Origin of the sequence: Variovorax sp. CF079, from assembly GCF_900101545.1 — a bacterium.
GTDB lineage: Bacteria > Pseudomonadota > Gammaproteobacteria > Burkholderiales > Burkholderiaceae_C > Variovorax.
Window position 1 is genome coordinate 34,740 of record NZ_FMZU01000011.1, and the last position, 22,370, is coordinate 57,109.

Annotated in this window: 20 protein-coding genes and 1 pseudogene; 17 read left to right on the forward strand and 4 right to left on the reverse strand. The window is 63.8% G+C overall.

Annotated features, from left to right (window positions below; translation table 11 throughout):
• The first annotated feature begins 15 nt into the window (after positions 1–15).
• The 3 genes from BLS74_RS15960 to BLS74_RS15970 all read left to right on the forward strand — a co-directional run bounded on the left by BLS74_RS15960 (position 16) and on the right by BLS74_RS15970 (position 5,148).
• Positions 16–1,194, forward strand: a complete 1,179-nt coding sequence (locus tag BLS74_RS15960; RefSeq protein WP_093107926.1) for an NAD(P)/FAD-dependent oxidoreductase — start codon at positions 16–18, stop codon at positions 1,192–1,194.
• A 12-nt stretch (positions 1,195–1,206) separates the two neighbouring features.
• A complete protein-coding gene (locus BLS74_RS15965; RefSeq protein WP_093107928.1) occupies positions 1,207–1,824 on the forward strand; it encodes an aldehyde dehydrogenase family protein in 618 nt (205 codons plus the stop codon).
• A 453-nt stretch (positions 1,825–2,277) separates the two neighbouring features.
• Entirely contained in the window at positions 2,278–5,148 is a 2,871-nt protein-coding gene (locus tag BLS74_RS15970; RefSeq protein WP_280142637.1) for an ATP-binding protein, read from the forward strand.
• On the opposite strand, the gene BLS74_RS15975 is transcribed toward BLS74_RS15970, so the two are convergent.
• The 4 genes from BLS74_RS15975 to BLS74_RS15990 all read right to left on the reverse strand — a co-directional run bounded on the left by BLS74_RS15975 (position 5,072) and on the right by BLS74_RS15990 (position 10,777).
• Positions 5,072–7,993, reverse strand: a complete 2,922-nt coding sequence (locus BLS74_RS15975) for an ATP-binding protein (RefSeq protein ID WP_093108262.1) — start codon at positions 7,991–7,993, stop codon at positions 5,072–5,074. The genes BLS74_RS15970 and BLS74_RS15975 overlap by 77 nt on opposite strands.
• Before the next feature lie 72 nt (positions 7,994–8,065).
• On the reverse strand, positions 8,066–8,527 hold the full coding sequence (locus tag BLS74_RS15980; RefSeq protein ID WP_139191698.1) for a nuclear transport factor 2 family protein: 462 nt from the start codon (positions 8,525–8,527) through the stop codon (positions 8,066–8,068).
• 76 nt (positions 8,528–8,603) lie between these two features.
• Positions 8,604–8,921: a hypothetical protein gene (locus BLS74_RS15985; RefSeq protein WP_093107932.1), complete on the reverse strand. Its 318-nt coding sequence runs from the start codon at positions 8,919–8,921 to the stop codon at positions 8,604–8,606.
• Between the two features lie 185 nt (positions 8,922–9,106).
• Complete coding sequence (locus BLS74_RS15990; protein ID WP_093107934.1) at positions 9,107–10,777, reverse strand: electron transfer flavoprotein-ubiquinone oxidoreductase; 1,671 nt, start codon at positions 10,775–10,777, stop codon at positions 9,107–9,109.
• A 293-nt stretch (positions 10,778–11,070) separates the two neighbouring features.
• Here BLS74_RS15990 and BLS74_RS15995 point away from each other — a divergent pair, with 293 nt between their 5' ends.
• The 14 genes and pseudogenes from BLS74_RS15995 (at position 11,071) to BLS74_RS16060 (ending at position 22,370) form a co-directional block, all read left to right on the forward strand.
• On the forward strand, positions 11,071–12,075 hold the full coding sequence (locus tag BLS74_RS15995; protein ID WP_093107936.1) for a LysR family transcriptional regulator: 1,005 nt from the start codon (positions 11,071–11,073) through the stop codon (positions 12,073–12,075).
• A gap of 150 nt (positions 12,076–12,225) precedes the next feature.
• Positions 12,226–12,981, forward strand: coding sequence for an SDR family oxidoreductase (locus BLS74_RS16000; protein ID WP_093107938.1), 756 nt, complete (start codon positions 12,226–12,228; stop codon positions 12,979–12,981).
• On the forward strand, positions 12,982–13,482 hold the full coding sequence (locus BLS74_RS16005; RefSeq protein WP_093107940.1) for an Ohr family peroxiredoxin: 501 nt from the start codon (positions 12,982–12,984) through the stop codon (positions 13,480–13,482).
• Positions 13,483–13,544: 62 nt separating this feature from the next.
• Positions 13,545–13,856 (forward strand): annotated as a pseudogene (locus BLS74_RS16010) (LysR family transcriptional regulator); the annotation flags it as partial.
• Positions 13,857–14,114: 258 nt separating this feature from the next.
• Positions 14,115–14,339, forward strand: coding sequence for a hypothetical protein (locus BLS74_RS16015; RefSeq protein WP_093107942.1), 225 nt, complete (start codon positions 14,115–14,117; stop codon positions 14,337–14,339).
• A 63-nt stretch (positions 14,340–14,402) separates the two neighbouring features.
• Positions 14,403–15,038 carry a glutathione S-transferase family protein gene (locus BLS74_RS16020; protein WP_093107944.1) on the forward strand — a complete coding sequence of 212 codons (636 nt, stop codon included), beginning with the start codon at positions 14,403–14,405 and terminating at the stop codon, positions 15,036–15,038.
• A 16-nt stretch (positions 15,039–15,054) separates the two neighbouring features.
• On the forward strand, positions 15,055–15,408 hold the full coding sequence (locus tag BLS74_RS16025) for a hypothetical protein (protein WP_244503892.1): 354 nt from the start codon (positions 15,055–15,057) through the stop codon (positions 15,406–15,408).
• A gap of 188 nt (positions 15,409–15,596) precedes the next feature.
• Entirely contained in the window at positions 15,597–16,007 is a 411-nt protein-coding gene (locus BLS74_RS16030) for a cupin domain-containing protein (RefSeq protein ID WP_093107946.1), read from the forward strand.
• A 201-nt stretch (positions 16,008–16,208) separates the two neighbouring features.
• On the forward strand, positions 16,209–17,108 hold the full coding sequence (locus BLS74_RS16035) for a glutathione S-transferase family protein (RefSeq protein ID WP_093107948.1): 900 nt from the start codon (positions 16,209–16,211) through the stop codon (positions 17,106–17,108).
• Between the two features lie 200 nt (positions 17,109–17,308).
• The gene (locus BLS74_RS16040; protein WP_093107950.1) at positions 17,309–17,587 is read left to right on the forward strand and encodes a UBP-type zinc finger domain-containing protein; all 279 of its coding nucleotides are present in this window, start codon (positions 17,309–17,311) and stop codon (positions 17,585–17,587) included.
• 3 nt (positions 17,588–17,590) lie between these two features.
• Positions 17,591–18,184 (forward strand): peroxiredoxin-like family protein, encoded by a 594-nt coding sequence (locus BLS74_RS16045; RefSeq protein WP_093107952.1) that lies wholly within the window; start codon positions 17,591–17,593, stop codon positions 18,182–18,184.
• A gap of 180 nt (positions 18,185–18,364) precedes the next feature.
• Positions 18,365–19,228, forward strand: coding sequence for a hypothetical protein (locus BLS74_RS16050; RefSeq protein WP_093107954.1), 864 nt, complete (start codon positions 18,365–18,367; stop codon positions 19,226–19,228).
• A 20-nt stretch (positions 19,229–19,248) separates the two neighbouring features.
• Positions 19,249–20,808 carry an efflux transporter outer membrane subunit gene (locus BLS74_RS16055; protein ID WP_093107956.1) on the forward strand — a complete coding sequence of 520 codons (1,560 nt, stop codon included), beginning with the start codon at positions 19,249–19,251 and terminating at the stop codon, positions 20,806–20,808.
• Positions 20,805–22,370, forward strand: coding sequence for an MFS transporter (locus BLS74_RS16060; protein WP_212733672.1), 1,566 nt, complete (start codon positions 20,805–20,807; stop codon positions 22,368–22,370). The genes BLS74_RS16055 and BLS74_RS16060 overlap by 4 nt, the downstream gene beginning before the upstream one ends.

The following is a 22,370-nucleotide window of genomic DNA, read 5'->3' on the forward strand; positions in this document are numbered from 1 at the left end:
AAACCAAGATTTCCAATGGACTCATCAACCGCGACCACCTTCGATGTTGCAGTCGTCGGTGGCGGCATCATCGGATCGAGCGTCGCCTACTACCTTCTCAAGGCGTCCCCTGCCCTTTCGGTCTGCGTGATCGAGCCGGACCCCACCTACGAGTTCGCATCCGCGCTTCGGGCGTCGGGCGGATGCCGCGTCCAGTTCACCTGCCCCGAAAACATCGAGATGTCGAAGTACAGCATCGACTTCATCAAGGGCTTCGAGGACACCATGGCGAGCAAGGGTCGCCCTGCGCCCGTCGACTGGGTCGAAGGTGGCTACCTTTTCATCGTGCCGCCAAACCAGGTGAAGGGCCTGGAGCGCAATGTGAAGATCCAGCAGGACCATGGCTGCGTCGTGAACCTGTTGGATGCCGCGGGCCTGAAGGCGAAGTTTCCCTCGATGAACGTGGAGGACCTTGGCGCAGGCGCGCATACCCCCCACGACGGCTGGTGCGACCCCAACGGATTGCTCTGGGGCTTCCGACGCAAGGCTGTTGAGCTCGGTGCGGTCTACATTCAGGAGCGCGTCGTGCAAGCCGATGTAGACGCCGTCAATGTGAAGTCGGTAGGACTTGGCAACGGCGATCGCGTCTTCGCAAACTCATTTGTTAACGCGACGGGCGCGTGGTCGGGCGTATTGGCCGAGAAGTTCGGCATGAAGCTTCCGGTCACTCCGCTGCGACGTTTCGAGCACTACTTCAGTCCGGGTTCGCCTGTCGAGTTCTTGCCGTACGTGAAGGACACGGCGCGGCTCGCCTTCCGCTCCGAGGGCAAAGGCTTTTCTGGCGGACTTGTCGATAGCGACGAACCCCGCGCCTTCAATTTCGAAGTGGATCATGACTACTTCGAGCGCGTGGTATGGCCCGCCGTCGCCCATCGATTTCCTGCATTCGAAGCGGCGAAGTGCCATCGAACCTGGTCGGGTCTCTATGAGCAGAACGAGCTCGACGGCAACCCGGTGATCGGCGCATGGAGCAAGCTGCCCAATCTCTACACCGTGGCCGGATTCTCAGGCCACGGGATGATGCACGCGCCGGCAGCGGGCCGAGGAATGGCTGAGCTCATCCTGAAGGGAAGATTCGAGACCATCGATCTCTCAAGACTTGGCTACGAGCGCGTCGAGAAACAGCAGCCGTACGCGGAAGCGGGCATTTTGTAGGCTGAGAGCGGCATGTACAGCGACAAGATCGACCTCTTCATCGACGGCCAATGGATGCCAGGCGCCGACCGGACCGAGGCGCCCATCGTCAACCCAGCAACGGGGGATCGGATTGCGTCGCTGGCATGCGCCAGTGCAGCTGACCTCGACCTGGCGCTGGATGCGTCCACCCGTGCCTTCGAGCAATGGAAGACGACCACGGCCGCGCACCGATGGGAGATCCTGAACCGTGCCGCGTCGTTGATCGATGAGCGAAAAGCGCACATCGCGCATGTCCTGACGACCGAGAACGGCAAGACTTTTTCCGAGGCCACAGGAGAGCTTGGGTTCTGCGTCGACGCTACTCGCTGGTATGCAGAAGAATCCAAGAGAGCCTACGGCCGCGTCATCCCTTCCCGACACCCGGCGGTGCGCCAGACCGTCCTGAAAGAGCCCGTGGGGCCTGCGCTTGGCTTTGCCGCTTGGAACTTCCCTGCGGGCAACGTCACTCTCAAGATCGTTTCCGGTGCGTGCGGCTACGCCGACCAGAGCGCCTTCGCGAGGCAATTCAAGGTTGCGACCCACATGACGCCGGCTCGGTACAGATCAGCTCACAAGCCGTTCTCCTCGAGCCGTCCCGGTGGCAACTAGCAAGACGGCGTCGAACGCTCTTTCCGATCCGTCGGCGTTGTGGTCGGGACACGGCAGTGCTCGTGGTCACGAGCGGACGGAACGGCGCGATTGCAATGGGGCGCTGCCCCTGGGCAGGCCATTGTGGGGCAATGACGCACGCCCGATCAAGGGCGCCTTGCTGTACGAGGCGGGGAGCCCATATGCCGGCGCCTTATTTGACTGCGCTGCATATCGCAAATCTATAATAAGTCATTCGTCACGTCCTGAGCCCGACAATGGGCGGGGGCTCGCATTGTCGGGCCATGACCACGCGGAGAAGCTATCGATACTTCGCCTTCGCCTGCTCGCGCTGCCGGGCGAGTGCCCGAAAACAGGACTCTCGATGCTGCGGCATCGAGCTTTTCGCATGGGTACTTAGACGGCACGAGCGCCTCATTCGGGCCGTTTCGGCTGTTCCCTGCCGCGCGTAAGGTGGAGAGGGACGGCATTCCGTTCCCGTTGAGCAACCGGGCTCTTGATCTTCTGATCGTGCTCGTCGAGCATGCTGGCGAGATCGTCAGCCACCGGGAGTTGATCTCGCGCGTGTGGCGCGACCTGGTGGTGGACTCAGGCAGCCTCAGGATGCACATCACCGGTTTGCGCAAAGCACTGGGCGATGGCGAGGGGACCGCTCGGTACATTGCGAACGTCCGGGGCCAGGGCTACTGCTTCGTGGCCCCGGTCAGCCGTGAGGACCACCCCTATCGTGCAGACTCGGCGCCCCCGGACGGCGCGGCCTTGCAAACCCCTGCCCTCCCGCCGGTTCTTGGGCGGATGGTTGGACGCGACGAAGCGGCTCGCGCCATTGCCGCTGACCTGATTGCGCATCGCTTTTTGACGATTGTCGGACCCGGTGGCATGGGCAAGACGACGGTAGCCGTAGCTGTCGCCCACGCCATGCTTCAAGAGTTCCCTGAAACGGTGTGCTTCGTCAATTTGGGCGCCCTCTCAGACCCGGCGCACGTGGCATCCACCGTCGCATCTACGCTCGGGCTCACGATTCAGACCGAGGACGCGCTGCCGAGCCTGAGGGAATCCCTCCGGGGGGCACGAATGCTCCTCGTGCTGGACAACTGCGAGCATGTCATCGGAGCTTCAGCCGCACTTGCCGAGCAGATCTTCCGCGAAGCACCCGAGGTTCACATTCTGGCGACCAGCCGCGAGGCGCTGCGAGTCGAGGGCGAGTACACATACCTGCTGCCCCCTCTCGAGTGCCCGCCGCTCGATCCGAGCCTGAATGCCGTTGAAGCGCAAACGTTCCCGGCCGTCAAGCTCTTTACGGAGTGCGTCGCTGCCAGCGGAAGCAGCTTCGAGCTCATTGATGCGAATGCGCCGATCGTGGCCAGCATTTGCAGCAGGCTGGATGGAATCGCACTCGCCATCGAGTTCGCTGCAGGCCGAGTCGGTGTTTATGGCGTCGAAGGCATCGCCAGCCTGCTGAACAGTCGCTTCGGTTTGGATTGGCCCGGAAGGCGCACCGCCCTGCTCCGACATCAGACACTTCACGCAACGCTGGACTGGAGTCACGATCTCCTTTCCGAGAGTGAGCAGGTCGCGCTGCGGAGGCTGTCGATCTTCGTCGGCACCTTTACCCTCGAGGCCGCTCAGGCAGTTGCGCGCGGGGGACTCGATGAGGACCAGGTCGTTGCCCATGTCGGCGATCTGGTGGCGAAGTCCCTTGTCTCGGCGGTGACTGCCGAAGATGGGGCCATGCGCTATCGGCTGCTCGAGACGACCCGGACTTACGCATCCGGGAAGCTGGAAGCAAGCGGCGAGATGGGTGCCACTGCCCAGCGCCACGCCAGGTATTTTTCGCTGCTCCTGGGTTCCGTTTCCGGCGAGGGCATCGATCCGAACCGCGACCCACGCGCGCTCGCTCTCAGCGAACACCTGGGGAACGTGCGGGCGGCGCTCGACTGGTGCTTCGGCGATCGCGAATCGGAACCTCGCCACGCGGTCCTCGGAATCGATCTGGCAGCAGCTGCCGCCCCTGTGCTTCTGCAACTCCTCTTGCTGACCGAGTGCCACAAATGGAGCACGAAGGCGCTGTCATTGCTCGAGGATGCTGATCGGGGCACCAGAAAAGAGATGGTTCTCCAGGAGACGCTCGCGACAGCGGCGATGTGGACGGGAGGAGCCGGCGACGACGTGCGCGCTGCAATCGCCCGCGCTCTGGACATCGCGCAGCGGCTCGGAGAAACCTCGCATCGCCTGCGGCTGATGGTGGGGCTGCACATCCTTCTCATTCGCGCGGGAGACTTTCGAGGCTCCCTCGCCGTGGCGGAAGAGTTGAGTTCTGCGGCCCGGACATCGACAGACGTTTCGTACATGGTCGTGGCCGACTGGATGCGAGGGGGATCGCAGCATTTCCTCGGCAATCAACGGGCCGCGGAGCGCGACTTCCAGAAAGGATTCGGGCGCGTCGGGCCCCGCAACCTGCATCTGTTCGGGCTCGATTACCGCGTTCGAGCGCTGGTGCCGTATGCCCGTGTCCTGTGGCTCGCCGGCCGTCCGGATCGCGCGATGGCGGTCGCGAGAGAGGCGATCGGCGAGGCGGCCGCTTCCGGAAGATCGGTCGACGTCTGCTTCTCCCTCCTGTACGCCACTCCGGTATTCCTCTGGTGCGGCGATTGGAGCGCTGCGGAGGGTGCACTCGGGAAGCTGATGCAGCACACGAACTGGCAGGCGTTGCTGTCGTTTCACGCAACCGGGTCTGCCTTGAAAGGCGAGTTGCTTGTCCATCTCGGAGAGACCGACCGGGGTACGGCGATCTTGCGGGATGCCTTGAAGGCCATGAAGGCCGAGAGGCATGTCATTCTGGTCAAGCGAGCTGCTTGCGCGCTTGCGGATGCACTCATGAGAAGCGGACAGCTCGACGAGGCGCTCGCTGTCATCGCCAACGCGATCGCCGAAACGCAAGACGGGGAGGAGGCGCTGGAGTTGCCCGAGTTGCTCCGGCTTCAGGCCGCTGTTCTCCTCTTGATGCCCGATAAGGGTGAGTCGCAAGCCGAAGACTGCCTCATGCGTTCGCTGGACTGCGCGCGCCGCCAGCGCGCATCGGCCTGGGAGTTGCGAACGGCCACGTCGCTTGCACGGCTTCGAATGAGCCAAGGCCGCCACAAGGAAGCTCAAGAGATTGTCGCTGGCGTTTATCGCTCGTTCACCGAGGGCTTTGAGACGCGCGATCTCAAGGCTGCCAAACATTTGCTGAACGAGTTGGATGAATTCACCGGCTCCGCCGCGAAGCTCGGCGAGCAGGGCCTGACGGATGATCAACCTTCGCCAAGAGCTCCCTCGCGGTGACGAGGTCGGCCGTGCCATGACCTTCGGTGAACCTGCCATAGACCGGCGCAAGCAGCCGCCTCGCCCGATCGATCCGGCCTTGGTTCAGCCAGAGGCGCGAAAGACTGTTCGATGCTCGCAACTCCCATGACAACGCCGATTGGCGCTGTGACCATTGGATCGCGCCAAGAAGGCACTGCTCCGCAAGTTGCGAATCAGCGCCAGGCGTGCTCGCCAGGATCTCCCCTTTCACGCGCAGCGTTTCCGGCATATGGAGATAGCCGCCCTGTCGCTCGGTCAGAGTGATCGCTTCTTCGATGGCTGCCAAGGCCGCCGCATGTTGCTGCAGGTTGTTCAGCCCTTCGGCCAACGCAGTGATGAATACGGCGGTCCGCATCTCGTAACGGTTGGCACGTACGGCTTGCAGGCTGTCCCGCAACTGGTTCACTCCAAGGTCGGGTCTTCCGCGCTTGACCTGCACCTCGCCCCTCAACCCCATGGCGACCGCCACGTAAGGCGACAGTGAATGCTTCGTGGCGAGGGCAAGCAGCCGCTCGATGACTTCTTCCTCCCGTGAGCAGTCTCCCCTCCAGAGAAACACGGAACCCGCCCAGATCAGTGCGATGGACAGCGTCACGGGGTGATTCAGCATTTCAGCCTGCTCGATCGCGTACTGGGCCACGGCCGCCGCGTGGTCGCATTCGCCTCGAAGCCAGTGGCATCGCGCCTGGCCACACAGTGCATGGATGCGATGGTTGAAACCGAGGCGCATGGTACGGGTGCGATGCGCTTCGGCGGCACCCTTGAGTGCAGCCTCCCAACGCTTCTCGGCCTCAGCGATGTCGCCGGTCAGGTCCAGCGCCACGCCCAGCATGGAATCCGCCGTTCCCTGCGCCACCGGGTCATCCATCCTTTTGGCGACGGATTCGGCCAGGCGGGCAAGTTCCAATGCGCCTCTGAAGTCTCCCATCCTGAGCTGGAAGGTACCGAGCCCACCGAGCAGTCTCAATCGGAATGGGAGATCCTCGAGCGCTTCCGCGAGTTCGAGGCCGCGCCAGAACGCGCGTCTCACTTCCTCGCTGTTGCCGCTGGTGAACATGAGCGATTGGCCGAGCGACGCCTGCAGCTCCATCTCGCGGCGGGTGCCGCGCATCGCCCCGCCGAGCGAAGCGATTGCCTTCTCCATCCAGGCGCGGCATTCGCTCAGCGGCGACATCTCCAGCAGCAGCGGCGCTGCAGCTGCGGCCAGTGTCGTGCCGATTTCCACGTCGCCGCTATCCGACAGGCTCCAGTCCAGCGCGGCGCGTACGTTGCCGAGGATCTCTGCCTGCTGGAACAACGTCCTGTCCTTGTCGGTACCGAATGCGGGCAGGGCCGCACCTTCGAGAACGGATCGGTAGTGAGAAGCGTGACGTGAGGCGACTGCGAAGGTCTCGCCGCATTCGATCAGCTTCCTCAGCGCGTAGACCCGCGTGCTGTCCAACATTCGATAGCGCATGGCCTTGCGGCCGGCTTCGCCGGTGAGCAACGACTTCGATACCAGATTGGCCACGGCTTCGACGACCTCCGCGTCTTCCGTGTCGCCCTGGCCAGCCACGAACCGGGCAGCTTCGAGCGAGAAGACACCGACGAACACCGAAAGGCGGCGCAGAACGGCGCGCTCGACGTCCGTCAGCAGGTTGTAGCTCCATTCCAGCGTAGCGCTCATCGTCTGGTGCCGCGGCACCGCTGTGCGGCGACCGTGCCACAACACCGTGATGCTCTTGTTGAGCAAGGCTGCAATGCCTTGAACGCCGTATGCATCGAGGCGCCCGGCAGCCAACTCGATGGCCAGTGCGATGCCGTCGAGTTCGCGGCAAATCTTGGCCACGGCGGGCGCGTCGGCGTCGCCAAGTTCGAACCTGGTGGCGCCGACTGCTGCGCGGTCAACGAACAGTTGTACCGCAGCATAGGCAAGTGCCTCCTCGGCCTTCAGCGCATCGCTGGCAGGTGGGCAAGCAAGTGGGAGCAGCCGATGAACTTGCTCGCCTTCGACGCGCAAAGCCTCGCGGCTGGTGGCCAGGATGTGAACATTCGGCGCCTCCTGAAAGATCCGCTCCGCCAGTTCAGCCACTGCGCCGATGACGTGCTCGCAACTGTCCAGGACAAGCAACATGCGCTTGTCGCGCAGGAAGTTGACAATGCCCGACGCGGCGTCTCCGGAATGACCCAGCAGGCCCAGCGTCGCCGCGAGCGTGCTGGACACATAGGCATCCTCGTTCACCGGTGCCAGATCGATAAAGCGGGCGGCACCCTCGAAGGCGGGCAGCATGGCATGAGCCGCCGAAACGGCGACGGTCGTCTTGCCAATACCCCCGGGCCCGACGATGGTCACAAATCGCTTCTGCAGCAGATCGGCCTGGATCGCCTGCACGGTGGCGTCGCGGCCCACGATGCGAGTCAATGGCGCTGAGAGGCCGTTTGGCAAGTCGGGGCACGCAGCGGTGCCCGCTGGAACTGCAGGTGCTTGCAAGCGCGTGACAGGGGCCACGAAACAGTACCCTTGAGCGGTGACGTTCGTCACGTACCTTGCACCTGCTTGACCGTCGCCCAAGGCCTTGCGAACTGCAACCATGTGGACTCTGAGACTGCCCTCCTCGACCACGACGTCGGGCCAGACTCGCGCGATGAGTTCCTTCTTGCTGATGACTTGACCTGCCGAACCGACGAGGGCAATCAACAGACTGAGCGCTCGTCCTCCAAGATGCACGGGAACGCCGTCCCTGTCGAGGAGCCTCGCCGCCGCGGACAGCCGGAATGGACCGAACGAGGCGACCCACGCGTCCTGGCCGGCAGGCTCGGCGCTGTCCGTCGTCGGTGTTGTCATTGCCTGGGCCTCACAAGCGGAGTCAAGCCACATTCTCGGATACTCCTACGGTGCAGTAAATCGGCTTGACATTCACTCCTCTGGCGCTGCATCCGGCGGCCGGTGAGAGGCGAGCGCGGCTCGAAGGCTTCGAATTTCCGGGAAAGAATCGGCAGTTCGATTGTTGAGGATGATCAACCGAACTATCTTGTCTGCGCGTACGGCAAAGTGGAACGCGAGAACCAGGGGCCCCGGCAGGCCCGTCTTGTCGTAGTCGCCGTCCACGTTGGCAGTCACGATCACATCCCCGAAGTGCTCGACCACCTTGACGACCTTCATGGTCACTTTGTCCCCGATGATCTCCCGCTCCGCCCACGCCCTGATGGCGTCTATGCCCCAGTAGTCGCGCAATTCATCGTTGACCAACGCCCCTTTCGCAAAGCAGGCGATCAATGCGTCCGCGTCGAAGGAGTTGGTAGCAGCGATGTAAGCTGCAACAGCAGTGGGTAAGCCAGCAGGCGCCGCGACCGAGGGTGGCTCGCGCGAAAGAGTCATGAGGATCCTCCAGGACGTCGCATGCCATCATCAGCGCGCTCGCCGCCAGGTGCATGTTAGGCTTTGTCAAGCCTTGTTAAGACGACACCACACGCAAGTACCTTGCGGCCTCGTTGCGGTCATAGAAGCAGCCGTTCAAGGTGAATCCGGACTGCACCGAATGCTTTACCGAAGTGACCTTGCCTGCGGCGGACCTCGTAACGACCAGTTCATCGGGCAATCCGTCAATCATGTGAATCGGGGCCAGCCGGCCATCGGCGAATCGTGACGGATAGACGCGACCCGTTTGCGTGTTGCGAAAGGCAGGTCGGAACCCGAAGGGCCTGTTGTCGGCACTGACGCCGCCGCTTCCCTGATACGCGATGGTTTCTTGCTCAAGGATCAACTGATTCATGTTGCTCACCTCGTGGTCAATGTCGTGGGCTGTTGGTCATGCTTCCCCAGATCAACCGTCGTTAGGAAGCGATGCACTGAGGCAGATGCTAGAAGGATGAAAGTGCTATCGGAAGGTAGCTCGCCCACATCTTGATGTTTCCAGGAAGGCAACAGCGCGACGCGCGGTTGAAATTGCGCACGAAGCTACATCGAGTCATAGCTCGGACCATCACCGCCTTGCGGTGCGATCCACACGATGTTCTGCGTCGGGTCCTTGATGTCGCAGGTCTTGCAATGAATGCAGTTCTGCGCGTTGATCTGAAGCCGATCCTCACCCTTGTCGTTCTTCAGAAACTCGTACACGCTCGCGGGACAGTACCGGCTCTCAGGACCGGCATAAATACGCAGATTGACCGCCACCGGTACCGCCGCGTCACGCAAGCTGAGGTGCACTGGCTGGTCTTCCGCATGGTGCGTATTGCTCAGGTACACGGAACTCAGCCGGTCGAACGAGAGCTTCCCGTCAGGCTTGGGATACGCGATGGGCTCGCACTGGTCGGCGGGGCGCAGGCTCGAATGATCCGCACGCCTTCCGTGCAGCGTCCACGGCGGGGTCCGGATGCCGAGCTTTGGCATGAGCCACTGCTCGACACCCGTCATCAGCGTGCCGACGACGGCGCCTCCCTTGAACCAGAGCTTGAAGTTCCGAGATTCACGCAGCTCCTCATGCAGCCAGCTGCGCGCGAACGCCTGCGGATATGCCGTGAGCTCGTCACCCGAGCGCCCTTCGCGCAGCGCGGCGCACGCGGCCTCGGCCGCAAGCATGCCGGTCTTGATGGCGGCGTGGCTGCCCTTGATGCGCGCCGCGTTCAGATAGCCGGCATCGCATCCCACCAGCGCTCCTCCCGGAAATACGGTCTTCGGCAGGCTTTGCGGAAAGCCGTTGTTGATGGCACGCGCGCCGTACCCGATGCGCCGGCCACCTTCGATGTGAGCCCGGATCGCGGGATGCGTCTTCCAACGCTGGAACTCGTCGAAAGGGCTAAGCCACGGATTCTGATAGTCGAGCCCGATGACGAAGCCAAGCGAGACTCTGTGGTCCTCGAGATGGTAGAGAAAGCCGCCACCGAATGTGTCACTGCGCATCGGCCACCCTGCTGTGTGAACGACGAGACCGGGCTTGGCCCGCGCCGGGTCGATCTCCCAGACCTCCTTGAGTCCGATCGCATAGCTGACGGGGTCGCGCCCTTCGGCCAGGCCGAAGCGCTCGATCAATTGGCGGCCGAGCTGCCCGCGAGCGCCTTCGGCAAAGATGGTGTACTTGCCGCCAAGTTCGACACCCGGCTGGAATGTCGGGGTCCGTTCGCCGTTACGCCCGACACCCATATTGCCCGTGGCCACGCCCATGACGCGGCCCCCTCTGCCGTAGAGCACCTCGGTGGCGGCAAAGCCCGAGAAGATTTCGACCCCGAGGCTTTCGGCGTGCTGCCCCAGCCATTTCGCCACTTTGCCTAGGCTGATGACGTAGTTGCCATTGTTGCGAAAGCACCTCGGTACCAGGAAATCCGGTGTACGCACCGAGCGCCTCTCGCCGAGAAACAGAAACTCGTCGCCCGCCACGGGCTGGTTCAGGGGCGCACCGAGTTCCTTCCAGTTTGGCAGCAGCTCATTGATCGCCCTCGGATCCATCACCGCGCCCGAGAGGATGTGCGCGCCGAGCTCGCTTCCCTTTTCGAGCACCACGACAGATGCCTCGGGGTCGAGTTGTTTGGTCCTGATTGCGGTGGCCAGGCCCGCCGGCCCGCCACCGACAATGACGATGTCGTAGTCGATTTTCTCCCGCGCATCGACAAATGAAGGGGTGGATGGGGTCATGCAGCAAAGCTTGCGATGTGGGGGCGATTTCAGGGGACGGGACGGTCGAACGAGTCGATCGTAGGCAGTCACGCAAGTCGGCGGAAGGTGCGCTTAGCGGCGCACGGTGTTGCCGGGCGGCCACCAATCAATGGCCTGCCGAGGCGGCTGAGAGCCCCGCAGGGGCAGGCGACAAAGCCGGTCATAACGAACCTTGACACTCAATAACTGGTCTTCGCGCGCTTGGGCGAGCAGAGTAGGCGCAATGGTTTGCATCGCGAGACCGAAATTTTTGCCTCCAAGAAGCCGCTCCCATGACCTCCTCCACCCTCCTCTGCCGTCCGCCCACCCCCCTCACACCGCGCGCGGACCCCCTTGCCTCCAGCTTCGCCACGAGCTATGCGGGGGTCGTCGCCTTCATTGCAGTGGTCACGGAAGGCAGCTTCGCTCGGGCCGCCGACCGCCTGGGCATCGGCCGCTCGGCGGTGAGCCGTAGCGTCCAGAAGCTGGAAGACCAGCTGAACGTCCGGCTTTTCCTTAGGACCACGCGGAGCACAACCCTGACCCGCGAAGGCGACCTCTTCTACGCAAACTGCCACACCGGGGTCGATCGAATCGTTCAGGCCGTCGAAGAGATGCGAGACCTTCGGGAGGGACCGCCTCGCGGGCATCTTCGCATCAGTTCGGCGGTCGGCTTCGGCCGGAAGGTGGTTGCGCCGCTGCTCGGCGAGTTTCGGGCCACCTACCCTGACGTGTCGATCGACCTGCTTCTCGACGACAAGCCGACCGACTTCATATCGGACCGTGTGGACATCGCGTTTCGCAACGGACGCATGGAAGACGCCCAAATCATCGCGAAGCAGATCATCCCCATGCAGATGCTGGTCTGCACGTCCCGCGGATACCAGGACGCCCACGGACTGCCCCAGACGATGGAAGACCTGGTCAATCACCAATGCATCAACCTCCGCTTTTCGTCAGGTCGGATCTGCGAATGGGAGTTCAAGGTGGACGGCCAGGTCCGCAAATTCCTGCCGCAAGCCAAGGTCACCTACAACGACCCCAATCTGGTGTTGCAGGCCGTGCTCGACGGCCAAGGCATTGCCCAGATGGCGGGCTACCTGGCCTGCGATTCCCTCAGGTCCGGTGCACTCGTTCCTTGCCTGGCGCATCAGGCACCCGATGATCGCGGCCACTACATCTGCTACCTGAGCCGGCAGCATATGCCTTCGCGCATGCGCGTCTTCATCGACTTCATGACGACCAGGATCCGCGCATCAGACCTTCAGTGCCTGACCAACTTCAGCGTACGGACTTGAGGGCGGCGAACCGCGGTCCGAGCCGCTATTGGTGCTCGCCATGAAACACCGTGCGGCCCTCCGCGACCCTACCGCTGGCGCACACCCAAACCTACGATCTGTTCCGGCGCTCCCAACCCAACGGCCCTCGGGGCCACTGAAAGACCCATCATGAAAATCGTCGTCATCGGAGGCAGCGGCCTCATCGGCAGCAAGCTCGTCAACAACCTGCGTGCGCTCGGCAACGAAGTCATCGCCGCCTCGCCCGCCTCGGGCGTCAACACCATCACGGGCGAGGGCCTGGCCGAGGTGCTCGCCGGCGCCCAGGTCGTCGTCGATGTCGCCAACTCGCCGTCCTTCGAGGACAAGGCCGTGCTCGAGTTCTTCCAGACCTCCGGCCGCAACCTGCTGGCCGCCGAGGAGAAGGCCGGCGTCAAGCACCACGTCGCGCTCTCCGTCGTGGGCACCGATCGCCTGGCCGAGAGCGGCTACTTCCGGGGCAAGATCGCGCAGGAAAAACTCATCCGGGAATCGAAGGTCCCCTACACCATCGTCCACTCCACGCAATTCTTCGAGTTCCTCGGCGGTATCGCGCAGTCGGGGACCGACGGGAAGACGGTGCACCTGTCACCGGCCTTCGTGCAGCCTATCGCTTCGGACGACGTTGCCGCCGCGATGGCCGACTTTACGGTGGGGGCGCCCATCAACGGCGTGGTGGAAATTGCCGGCCCGGAACGCGTGCGCCTGTCGGAGCTTGTCCAGCGCTACCTTTCGAAGACCAATGACCCGCGCACCGTCGTGGCGGACATGCATGCGCGCTACTTCGGCGCCGAGCTCAAGGACGACACGCTCGTGCCCGGCGACAACCCGCGCATCGGCAAGCTCGGCTTCGATGCCTGGTTCGCACTGCCCAAGGCGCCACGCTGAATGCCATCCTCTCCGTTGAAACCGCCGCCGGTCGAGTTGCTGGACAAGTTCCATGGACCGGACTTCCTTCCGCTGTACACCACCACGGTGACGGCCAGCGGCGGCGAGGCGAAACACGGACGCGCGTCCGGCGAGGTGCGGTCCGATGACGGCAATCTCGCTGTGTCGCTCCGGCTTCCGCCCGAACTGGACGGCCCCGGTGGCGGCACCAACCCGGAGCAACTGTTCGCGGCAGGCTATGCCGCCTGCTTCCATGGGGTGCTTTGCCTCTTGGCCAATCGATTGGAGATCCCCGTCCAGGATGTGGTGGTACGGGTCAGCGTGGCCTTCGGACGGGATCCGGTCGATGGCCTGTTCATGCTGACGGCCGACGTCCGGGTCCATCTCCACGGCGTGGAGAAGTATGTCGCGGAGGAACTCCTGCGCAATGCCGAACGCGCCTGTCCGTACACCAAGCTGGCGCAGCAGGGAATGCAGAGCACGGTGGCACTCGCATCGTGACGCCGCTCGCCGGCCATCGCGATGCGCTGGCGTCCAGTTTCGCCACGAGCTATGCGGGCGTGATGGCGTTCATCGCCGTCGTCAACGAGGGCAGCTTTGCCAAGGCCGGCGACCGGCTCGGCGTCGGACGCTAGGCCGCGAGCCGCAGCGTCCAGAAGCTGGAAGACCCGCTGAACGCGCGCCTGTTCCTGCGCACGACGCGCAGCACGACGCTGACGCACGAAGGCGAGCTGTTCTACGAGCATTGCCATCCCGGCGTGGAACGCATCGTGCAGGCGCTCGACGCATGCGCGACCAGCGCCGCGGTTCGCCTTGCGGAATGCTGCGGATCAGCTCGGTAGTCGGCTTTGGTAGAAAAGGTGGCGCCGCTGCTGCACGAGTTCCGCACCTGCCGTCGCGCATCCGCGTCTTCGTCGACTTCATGACCGCGCAGATCCGTGCGCTCGACCTCCACTGCCTCAGCAATTTTTCCGCCGCTGCATGAGTGCCGGCGTGCCCGGACCGCGTGATTGTTGATCGGCGGGCAACGCGGTGATCCCCTCCACAGGCCTACTGCATCGGCCGGTGCAAACCTAGGATTTGGGTGCGCGCAATGACGTGACGCACACATCCACGGAAAGGTCGGGACCACCATGACGAAACATTTTCTGACTGCCCTGCTTGCCAGCCTCGCGACTTCGGCCGGGCTCTACGCGATGCAGCCGATCAGCGCTGCTGAGCCGCCTGCGCCGGGCCGGCCCGCTTCGCCTGCGATCTCGCCCGCCCCGTTGGACCTGGCGATGCCGCCGCCTCAAGAGCCGTTCGACATGACGCCCATCACCCCGTACGAGAGCGCGGGTGCGCCTTATTCGCCTTAGCAAGCATCCGCACCGTGCCTACCGCATCGGCCGCCGCATCCATTCAATCCAAGGAACCATGACATGAAGCTCTACCACATGCCCGGTGCGTGCTCGCTTGCCGACCTCATCGTTCTCCAATGGATCGGCGTGCCGCACGAGCCCGTGAGGATGAGGCTGGAGGCCCTCAAGTCCCCGGACTATCTTGCGATCAACGCCGGAGGCACCGTTCCCCTGCTCCAGCATGGTGACCTGTCCCTGACGGAGAACGTCGCCATCCTCGGCTACCTGGCCGACCTCCACCCCGATGCGCGCCTACTGGGCGACGGCTCTCCGCGCGGCCGTGCGGAGGTGATGCGCTGGCTGGGCTTTCTCAACTCCGACGTGCACAAGGCCTTCAAGCCCATCTTCACGCCGGGCCGCTTCCTGCCCGACCCGCAGTACGCGAGCGCACTCGCGGACAACGCGCGCACCCACGTGCGCGCGTATCTCGAGCGGCTCGACGACAGGCTGGAGGGACGCGACTGGCTCACCGGCGAGCGCTCCATCGCCGACCCCTACCTCTTCGTGCTGACACGCTGGTCCAGGAGCAAGAAGGTCGGCGTGGACGGCTTCGACAACCTCGCGCGCTTCGCCGAGCGCATGAACAGCGACCCTGGCGTTCAGGCTGCCCTGGCGGCGGAAGACAGCGCGTCGCCGCCGGCGATGCCTTTGCACTGAATAGGAGCGCAACACCATGAAGATCTCTCTCCACCCCATGCGTGACATGAGGCCGCACGCTTCGGCGGCCTCGCAGGCGCTGGCCGACTGGTATGCCCGACATTCCGTCGTGCTGCGGCTCTGGGCCATCCGGCCCTACGCCGTCGGCCACGGGATGCGCGTCATCGTGATGCTCGAACCCTCGATCGACGGCAACGAGATCAGCCCCGTGTGGATGGCGAAGGGCGCCAGCTGGGCGCGCGACCTGCAACAGAAGCTCGACGGCGCCGTGCAACTGGAGCGCCTCGACGGACCGCTGCCCGAGGAGTTCGAGATCGAGGGAGAAGGCGTCCTGCACGCCAGCCTGTGCTGGCGCGACTCGACGGCGTGACGCTCGAGCCCGCGGAATGAGCACATTGGTGCCTCCGGGACAACACCGTGATCCTGTGCACACGCCTACCGCGACAGGCCGTCGAATCCTACGATCTGCCCCACAGCGAATGGTTGCAAACGGGCTCCACAGCCGCACTGTGGTGAACCTGAGTCTTCGGACACGAAAGAGGTGAACCCATGAGAAGAATGGCAAGACACATCATCGCGGCATTGCTGATCGCTCCGCTGGGAGCGCCCGCGCAACAGGCGGGCGCGCCGCATGCAGCGCACGACATCGTCGTCAAGCAGCTGATGACCAAGGCACTCTCGGACATTCCCGGCAAGGAGGTCCTGGCGATCACCGTGGACTACCCGCCGGGCGGCGCCGACCCCATCCATCGCCACGATGCGCATGCCTTCGTCTACGTGCTCGAGGGCTCGATCGTGATGGGCGTCAAAGGCGGCAAGGAAGTGACATTGAAGGCCGGGCAGACCTTCTACGAAGGCCCCGACGACATCCACACGGTCGGCCGCAACGCGAGCAAGACCAAGCCGGCGAAGTTCCTCGTCATGCTGGTGAAGAACAAGGGCACCGATTTCTTTCTGCCTGTGAAGTGACCGTTTTGCTTCCCGCCCGTCGCAACGAAGACGACGGGTGTCAGATCGTCGAGGCGGCTGTAATGAGGCGTGCGCTTTCCACCCGTTCGTGCACGGGACAGACTCACGTCGGCGCGGTGTCCCCGCGCAAATCCGACCAGCTACACGACGACGCGACGGGTGGGAGGCGCCCCTTTTTTTTGCGTACGGAGCAGTCCCGCAATGAACCTCTTCTACATGCCAGGCGCCAGCTCGCTGGCCGATCACATCGCCCTCGAATGGTCGAAAGCGGAGTACGAGACCGTCCGGATGGATCGCAGCAGCATCAAGGCCGAAGACTATCTCGCGCTCAATCCGTCGGGCAGCGTGCCGCTCCTGGTCGACGGCGATTTCGTGCTCACCGAGAACGTCGCCATTCTGGTCTACCTTGCCGAACTGCACCCTCATGCGCGGCTTCTCGGCGATGGATCGCCCCGGTCTCGCGCCGAAGTGATGCGCTGGCTCGGGTTCCTCAACTCCGACGTGCACAAGGCCTTCAGGCCCATCTTCTACCCGGAGCGCTACCTGCAAGGCCAGGAGTTCGCGCAGCACCTCGCCGCGACGGCACGCGGGCACGTCCGCGACTATTTACGACGCCTCGACGCGCAGCTCGAGGGACGCGAGTGGCTCACCGGCGAGCGCTCGATCGCGGATGCGTACCTGTTCGTGCTGCTGCGCTGGGCGATCGGCACCAAGGTCGGACTTCAGGGATTCGCCAACCTGTCGCGCTTTGTCCGGCGCCTGCACGACGACGAAGGCGTTCATGCCGCACTGGCAATGGAAGAGGGATTGGCCCCGCGACGCGACACCCCGCCTGTCCCGAGCGAAGTCCTGAGGCGAATCGAAGGCAGGCTCCACGCAGACGGATCCGCCACGCTGACGGCCGAGGTCGTCGGAACCGTCGAGTACCGCGAAGGGGATGGTCCTGCACTCGAGCTTCGCAGGGGCCTCGTGGAGGTCGACGTCACGTCCATGGATACCGTTCTCAGCTGGGTCGACGAGAACTACCGCGGCGAGGCAGCGATGCCTTTGCCGAATTTCATGCGCTACGTCGGCGACGGCGCCATCCGCCTGGCTGCGTAGCCGCCTTGTCGTGCCTGGCTCCTCGGTCAACCCCCATGCCGTGATGCACGCATGGGCCTTTCTCGGCGTCGTCGCGGTGGCGCTCGGCTTGGCCTGTGCTGTCGCCGGCGGCGATGTGGCGGATGCGGAGATTCGGCTTGCCGCGGCGGCCGCGACGCTTTCCCCAACCCTCGGTCCCATGAAGACCGCGAAAGACATTCATGATCCACCCCAACCATGGCGCGACAGCGCCTTGCACGCACCTCGACCAGCTTCGGCCGGTCAGCTCCCGCTCGGCGGGATGTGAAGAGTGCCTCCGGTTCGGAGGCCGCTGGGTTCACCTGCGGATGTGCCTGAGCTGCGGCCATGTCGGCTGCTGCGACTTCTCGGAAGGCAAGCATGCGACGCGGCACTTTCGCGAAACAGGCCATGCGCTCGTACAGTCGGCCGAGGTCGGCGAAAGCTGGCGCTGGTGCTACATCGACCAGCGCGAGGTCTGAGCAATGACGCCGACTACATCCATCAGCGACGCTGCTGGCATTCTTCGAGCCATGGGCGTCTGCGAGCGCGCCAAGCGCGAGGGCGACATGGCCCCCGATGTCAGCTTGCGCTCTGCATCGGGCGCGCCGGTGAAGCTGTCCGACCTGTGGCACGGCGGGCCGCTCGTCGTGATCTTCTACCGCGGAGGATGGTGCAGCTACTGCAATCTTCAGTTGCACGCATGGCAACAGCATGCGAGTGAGCTGAAGCGACTGGGTGCTGCGCTGGTCGCGATATCCCCCCAGACGCCGGACCATTCCCTCGACACGATCGAGCGCAATGCGCTCGCCTACACGGTGCTCAGCGACTCGAGCCTGGATGCCGCCAACGGCTTCGGCATCGCAATCACGCTGCCGCCCGAGCTGATCGATCTGTACGCGTCGGCGGGTACCGACATCCCCGTGCTGAACGGCAATGCTCAATGGGTGTTGCCGATCCCCGCGACCTACGTGATCGACCAGACCGGGAGGATTCGGTTCGCCCACGTCGAGATGGACTATCGCGAGCGCGTCGATCCGCAGAGCGTCATCGCGATCATCGAAGGCGCTAGGTACTAGGAGCGCGCAGAGGCGTCTCTGCCGGCATTGGTGAGCACTGCACAACAGCGTGAGTCCTCTCGCGGACCTACCGCTATCGAAGTGTCAAACCTACGATTTGTTCCGTTGCGCGATGTTCGCAACACGGGTACTCAGCCGCTCTGAGTTCCAAATGGCCGGACGCCACAACACTGTCACACCATGCTGAACCTCTTGCTGCAGACCACGATCGAGGGCGATCACGACGATTGGAACATCGAGCGTTTCAGTCACTTGAAGGCTTTCTTGTCGAGCCTGCGAGACGAGGATGGCCAGTTCGCCTTCCGGGTGACGGCTCGCAACCGCGCGAAACGCGGCCAGCCGGATCCCGTGCTGTCGAACTTGCATGAATCGGATGTCGATCAGCTCTGGCTCTTCGCCGTCGATGTCGGCGATGGCCTGACACCCCAGGATTGCGAGGGCATCCGCCGTTTCCGGCTTCAGGGTGGAACGCTCATGGTCACACGTGACCACATGGACCTGGGAAGTTCACTCTGCAACCTGGGCGGCGTCGGGGCAGCACATCACTTTCACAGCCGAAACTGCGAACCCGACGATGCCCGCCATTGTGCTGACAACCCGTTCGCGGCGAACATCTCCTGGCCCAACTACCACTCCGGCGCCAACGGCGACTTTCAGCGCATCAGGCCCGTCGGAAGCATTCACCCGGTGATGCTGGACAAGCAGTCGCCGACCGGCATCGTTCAGTACCTGCCGTCACACCCGCACGAGGGCGCTGTCAGCGCGCCGCCCCACGATTCGAGCGCTCGGGTCGTCATGGAGGGAGAGAGCTCGGTGTCCGGCCGGCGGTTCAACCTGGCGGTCGCCTTCGAGCGCTCCGAGCAGGGTGGACGAGCGATTGCGCAATCGACCTTTCACCACTTTGCAGACTACAACTGGGACCCCACGGCCGGCAGCCCGTCATTCGTGAGCGAACCTGCTGGCGACGGAATAGCCAGGTTTCCCGAGGCGCTTCGTTCGACCCAGCAGTACGTCCGCAACGTCGCGTTGTGGCTCAACGCCTGAAACCCTGGGAGAAGTTTGCGATGACCTCACACCCGGCCCTTTCCCGACTCCAACTGCGCGCGGGCGCGGCGACATGCCTTGCCCTGATGCTGTGCGGCTGCGCGGTGGGTCCGGAGTTTGTGAGGCCCGAGAACGGACTGCACGAAATCGCACTGGCCCCAAGGGCGGAACACGTCGGCGCCGCACAGCCTTCCGATTCCGACGTCCCCTCTCAATGGTGGACGCTGTTCAACGACGCACTGCTGGCCGACCTGCAATTGCGTGCGCAAGCTGCCAATCTTGATCTGCAAGTCGCGTCCACCCGCATCGAGCAAAGCCGCGCGCAACTAGGTATTGCTTCGTCAGATCTGCTGCCCAGTGTGAGCGTCGGCGCCAACTACTCGCGTGAGGCACTCAGTGAACACGGCAAGTTCGCCGCGTTGGGCGCACCGACCACGCCCAGTGACTTCTGGCAGCTTGGCTTCGATGCCAGTTGGGAAATCGATCTATGGGGTCGTGTTCGGCGTGCGCGCGAAGGGGCGGAGGCAACTCTGGACGCCGCAATGTACGACCGCGAAGCGACGCGTGTGGCCTTGGCTGCCGAAGTGGCTCGAACCTATCTGCAGTTGCGCGGAACGCAGGCACAACTGGACATCGCAGAACAGAATCGAGTCGTCGCCGAACGTACGCTCAGCCTGGCGGAAAGCCGTGAGCGCAATGGGGTCGCCACGCGTTTTGAGACCTCATCCGCGCGCGCGCAGTTGGCGACGGTCAAGGCGCTGGTTCCAGAGCTGATCCAGCGACGCAATGTCCAGATGAACGCGCTGGCGTTGTTGCTGGGCAATCCGCCGCGCGCCATCGATGAGCAACTGCGCAATGCCGTGCCCTTGCCCGCGCTTCCGACGAATGTGCCGGTGGGTGTTTCGTCCGAGCTGGCGCGCAGGCGGCCGGACATCCTGCGCGCCGAAGCGGAGCTCCATGCCGCCACGGCGGCAATCGGGGTGGCGAAGGCCGACTTCTATCCGCGCATCAGCTTGAAAGGCCGAGTGGGCGTTGAAGCTTTCGAATTCGGCGACCTCGGCAGTTGGGACTCGCGATTCTTTTCCGTGGGACCGACGGTTTTCCTCCCCATCTTCCAGGGCGGCAGGCTGACCCAGCGCCTGGCGCTGAACGAGGCGCGGCAGAAAACGGCAGCCCTCGCATATCGGCAGACGGTACTGCGAGCCTTGCACGAGGTGGACAACGCCTTGGATGCCTGGGCCGCCCAGCAGCGTCAACACGCTGAACTGGTGGTCTCCTATGAGCAGAGCATGGAGGCGCTGCGGGTTGCCGAGCGAGGCTATCAGGAGGGTGCTGCCGACTATCTGAGTGTGCTGACTGCGCAGCGCAACCTGCTGGCCAGCCAGACCAGTCTCAATGGCAGCGCGACGGGCGCCACGCTGACCCTCGTGAACCTCTACAAGTCGCTCGGAGGTGGCTGGAACCCAGGAAAACTCGAACTCGCGTCGCGGCCTGCCCAAGCTGCTTCTGCGCGCACCTTGCCGGAAGCTTCGGTCGCACGTCTTGCACCGGCTGCCGTTTCGGCCGAGGCCAGGCCATGACCAGCACCACCTTGCCGGTGCGACCCGGCGTGCCCGTTGCCGAGGCCGCCCCCGCCAAGCCCTCCCTGCGTCCCATGGGCGGACTGGTCGGCATCTTCCTGGCCGCCGTGATGGCAGGACTGAACAATCGCGTCGGCGCACTGGCGCTGGCCGATGTGCGTGGCGCCCTCGGCTTTGGCCTGGATGATGCATCCTGGCTCTCCACCGCATATACCGCCGGCGAACTGATCGCGATGCCGTTTGCAGCGTGGTTTGCCGTCACCCTGTCCGTTCGCCGTTTTCACCTGTGGATGCTCGGCACCTGCACGGTGCTGGCCGTCCTGCTGCCATTCGTCGAGGACTTGGACCTGCTCCTGGGCCTGCGCTTCCTGCAAGGCATCAGCAGCGGCACCCTGATTCCGATCCTGATGATGGCTGCCCTGAAATTCCTGCCGCCACCCATTCGCCTGCATGGGCTGGCGCTCTATGCGATGACTGCCACCTTTGCGCCCAACCTCGCGATCTGGTTGGCAGGGCAATGGACGGATGGCATCGCCGATTGGCGCTGGGTGTATTGGCAGATCGTGCCGATGGCTGTTGTCGCCGGACTGCTCGTGAGCTGGGGACTCCCAAGCGATCCGATCCAGATGGACCGCTTCAGGCAGGCCAACTGGGTCGGCATGGCCATCGGCATACCGGCCCTGTGCCTGATCACCGCCGCGCTCGACCAGGGCGTGCGCCTGGACTGGTTCAACTCGCCATCGATCACGGTTGCGCTGCTGGGCGGGTTCGTCCTTCTGTTCGTCTACCTGTTGACCGAGTGGTATCACCCCTCGCCCTTCCTCAAGCTGCAGATGCTTGAGCGCCGCAATCTGGGACTGGGTTGCACCCTTTTCGTCCTGCTGCTGGTGCTTCTGCTGGCCGGCTCGCTGCTGCCTGCCAGCTACCTGGGGCTGGCCCAGGACTACCGCTCCATGCAGACGGCACCGATCGGCTTGATCGTGGCCTTGCCGCAACTGGTGCTGGGATCTGTAGTGGCACTGTTCCTGTATCAGAGGTGGGTCGATGCACGTCTGGTGTTCGCGTTCGGGCTGGCCCTGATTGCACTGGCATGCTTCGCCGGATCGCGATTGACGGCGGACTGGATCTGGGAGCAGTTCGCCGTCGCACAGGCCTTGCAAGCCTTCGGCCAACCGATGGCCGTGGTGTCCATGCTCTTCCTGATGACGAGCGTCGTGCAGCCCCAGGAAGGGCCTTACCTCTCCGGCACGATCAACGCACTGCGCGCTTTCGGCTCCTTGTTCGGCGCCGCCGTGGTAGGGCAGTTCACGACGGTGCGTGCCCGCTTCCATGCGGAAATGCTGCTGGACCATGCGGGTCTGGTCAGCCACGCCCTCCCGAATCCGCCGGAGTCCTCCCAACTGATGGGCATGATCGGCCAGCAGTCGCTGGTGCTGTCGATCGCCGATGCCTACCGCGTTCTCGGCGTCCTGGCTCTGCTGATGATTCCTCTCGTGCTGCGGCTGACCCATATCCCCGCGCCTGACCTGGGCGCTGCATCTACAACTTCTTCCAACGGATGA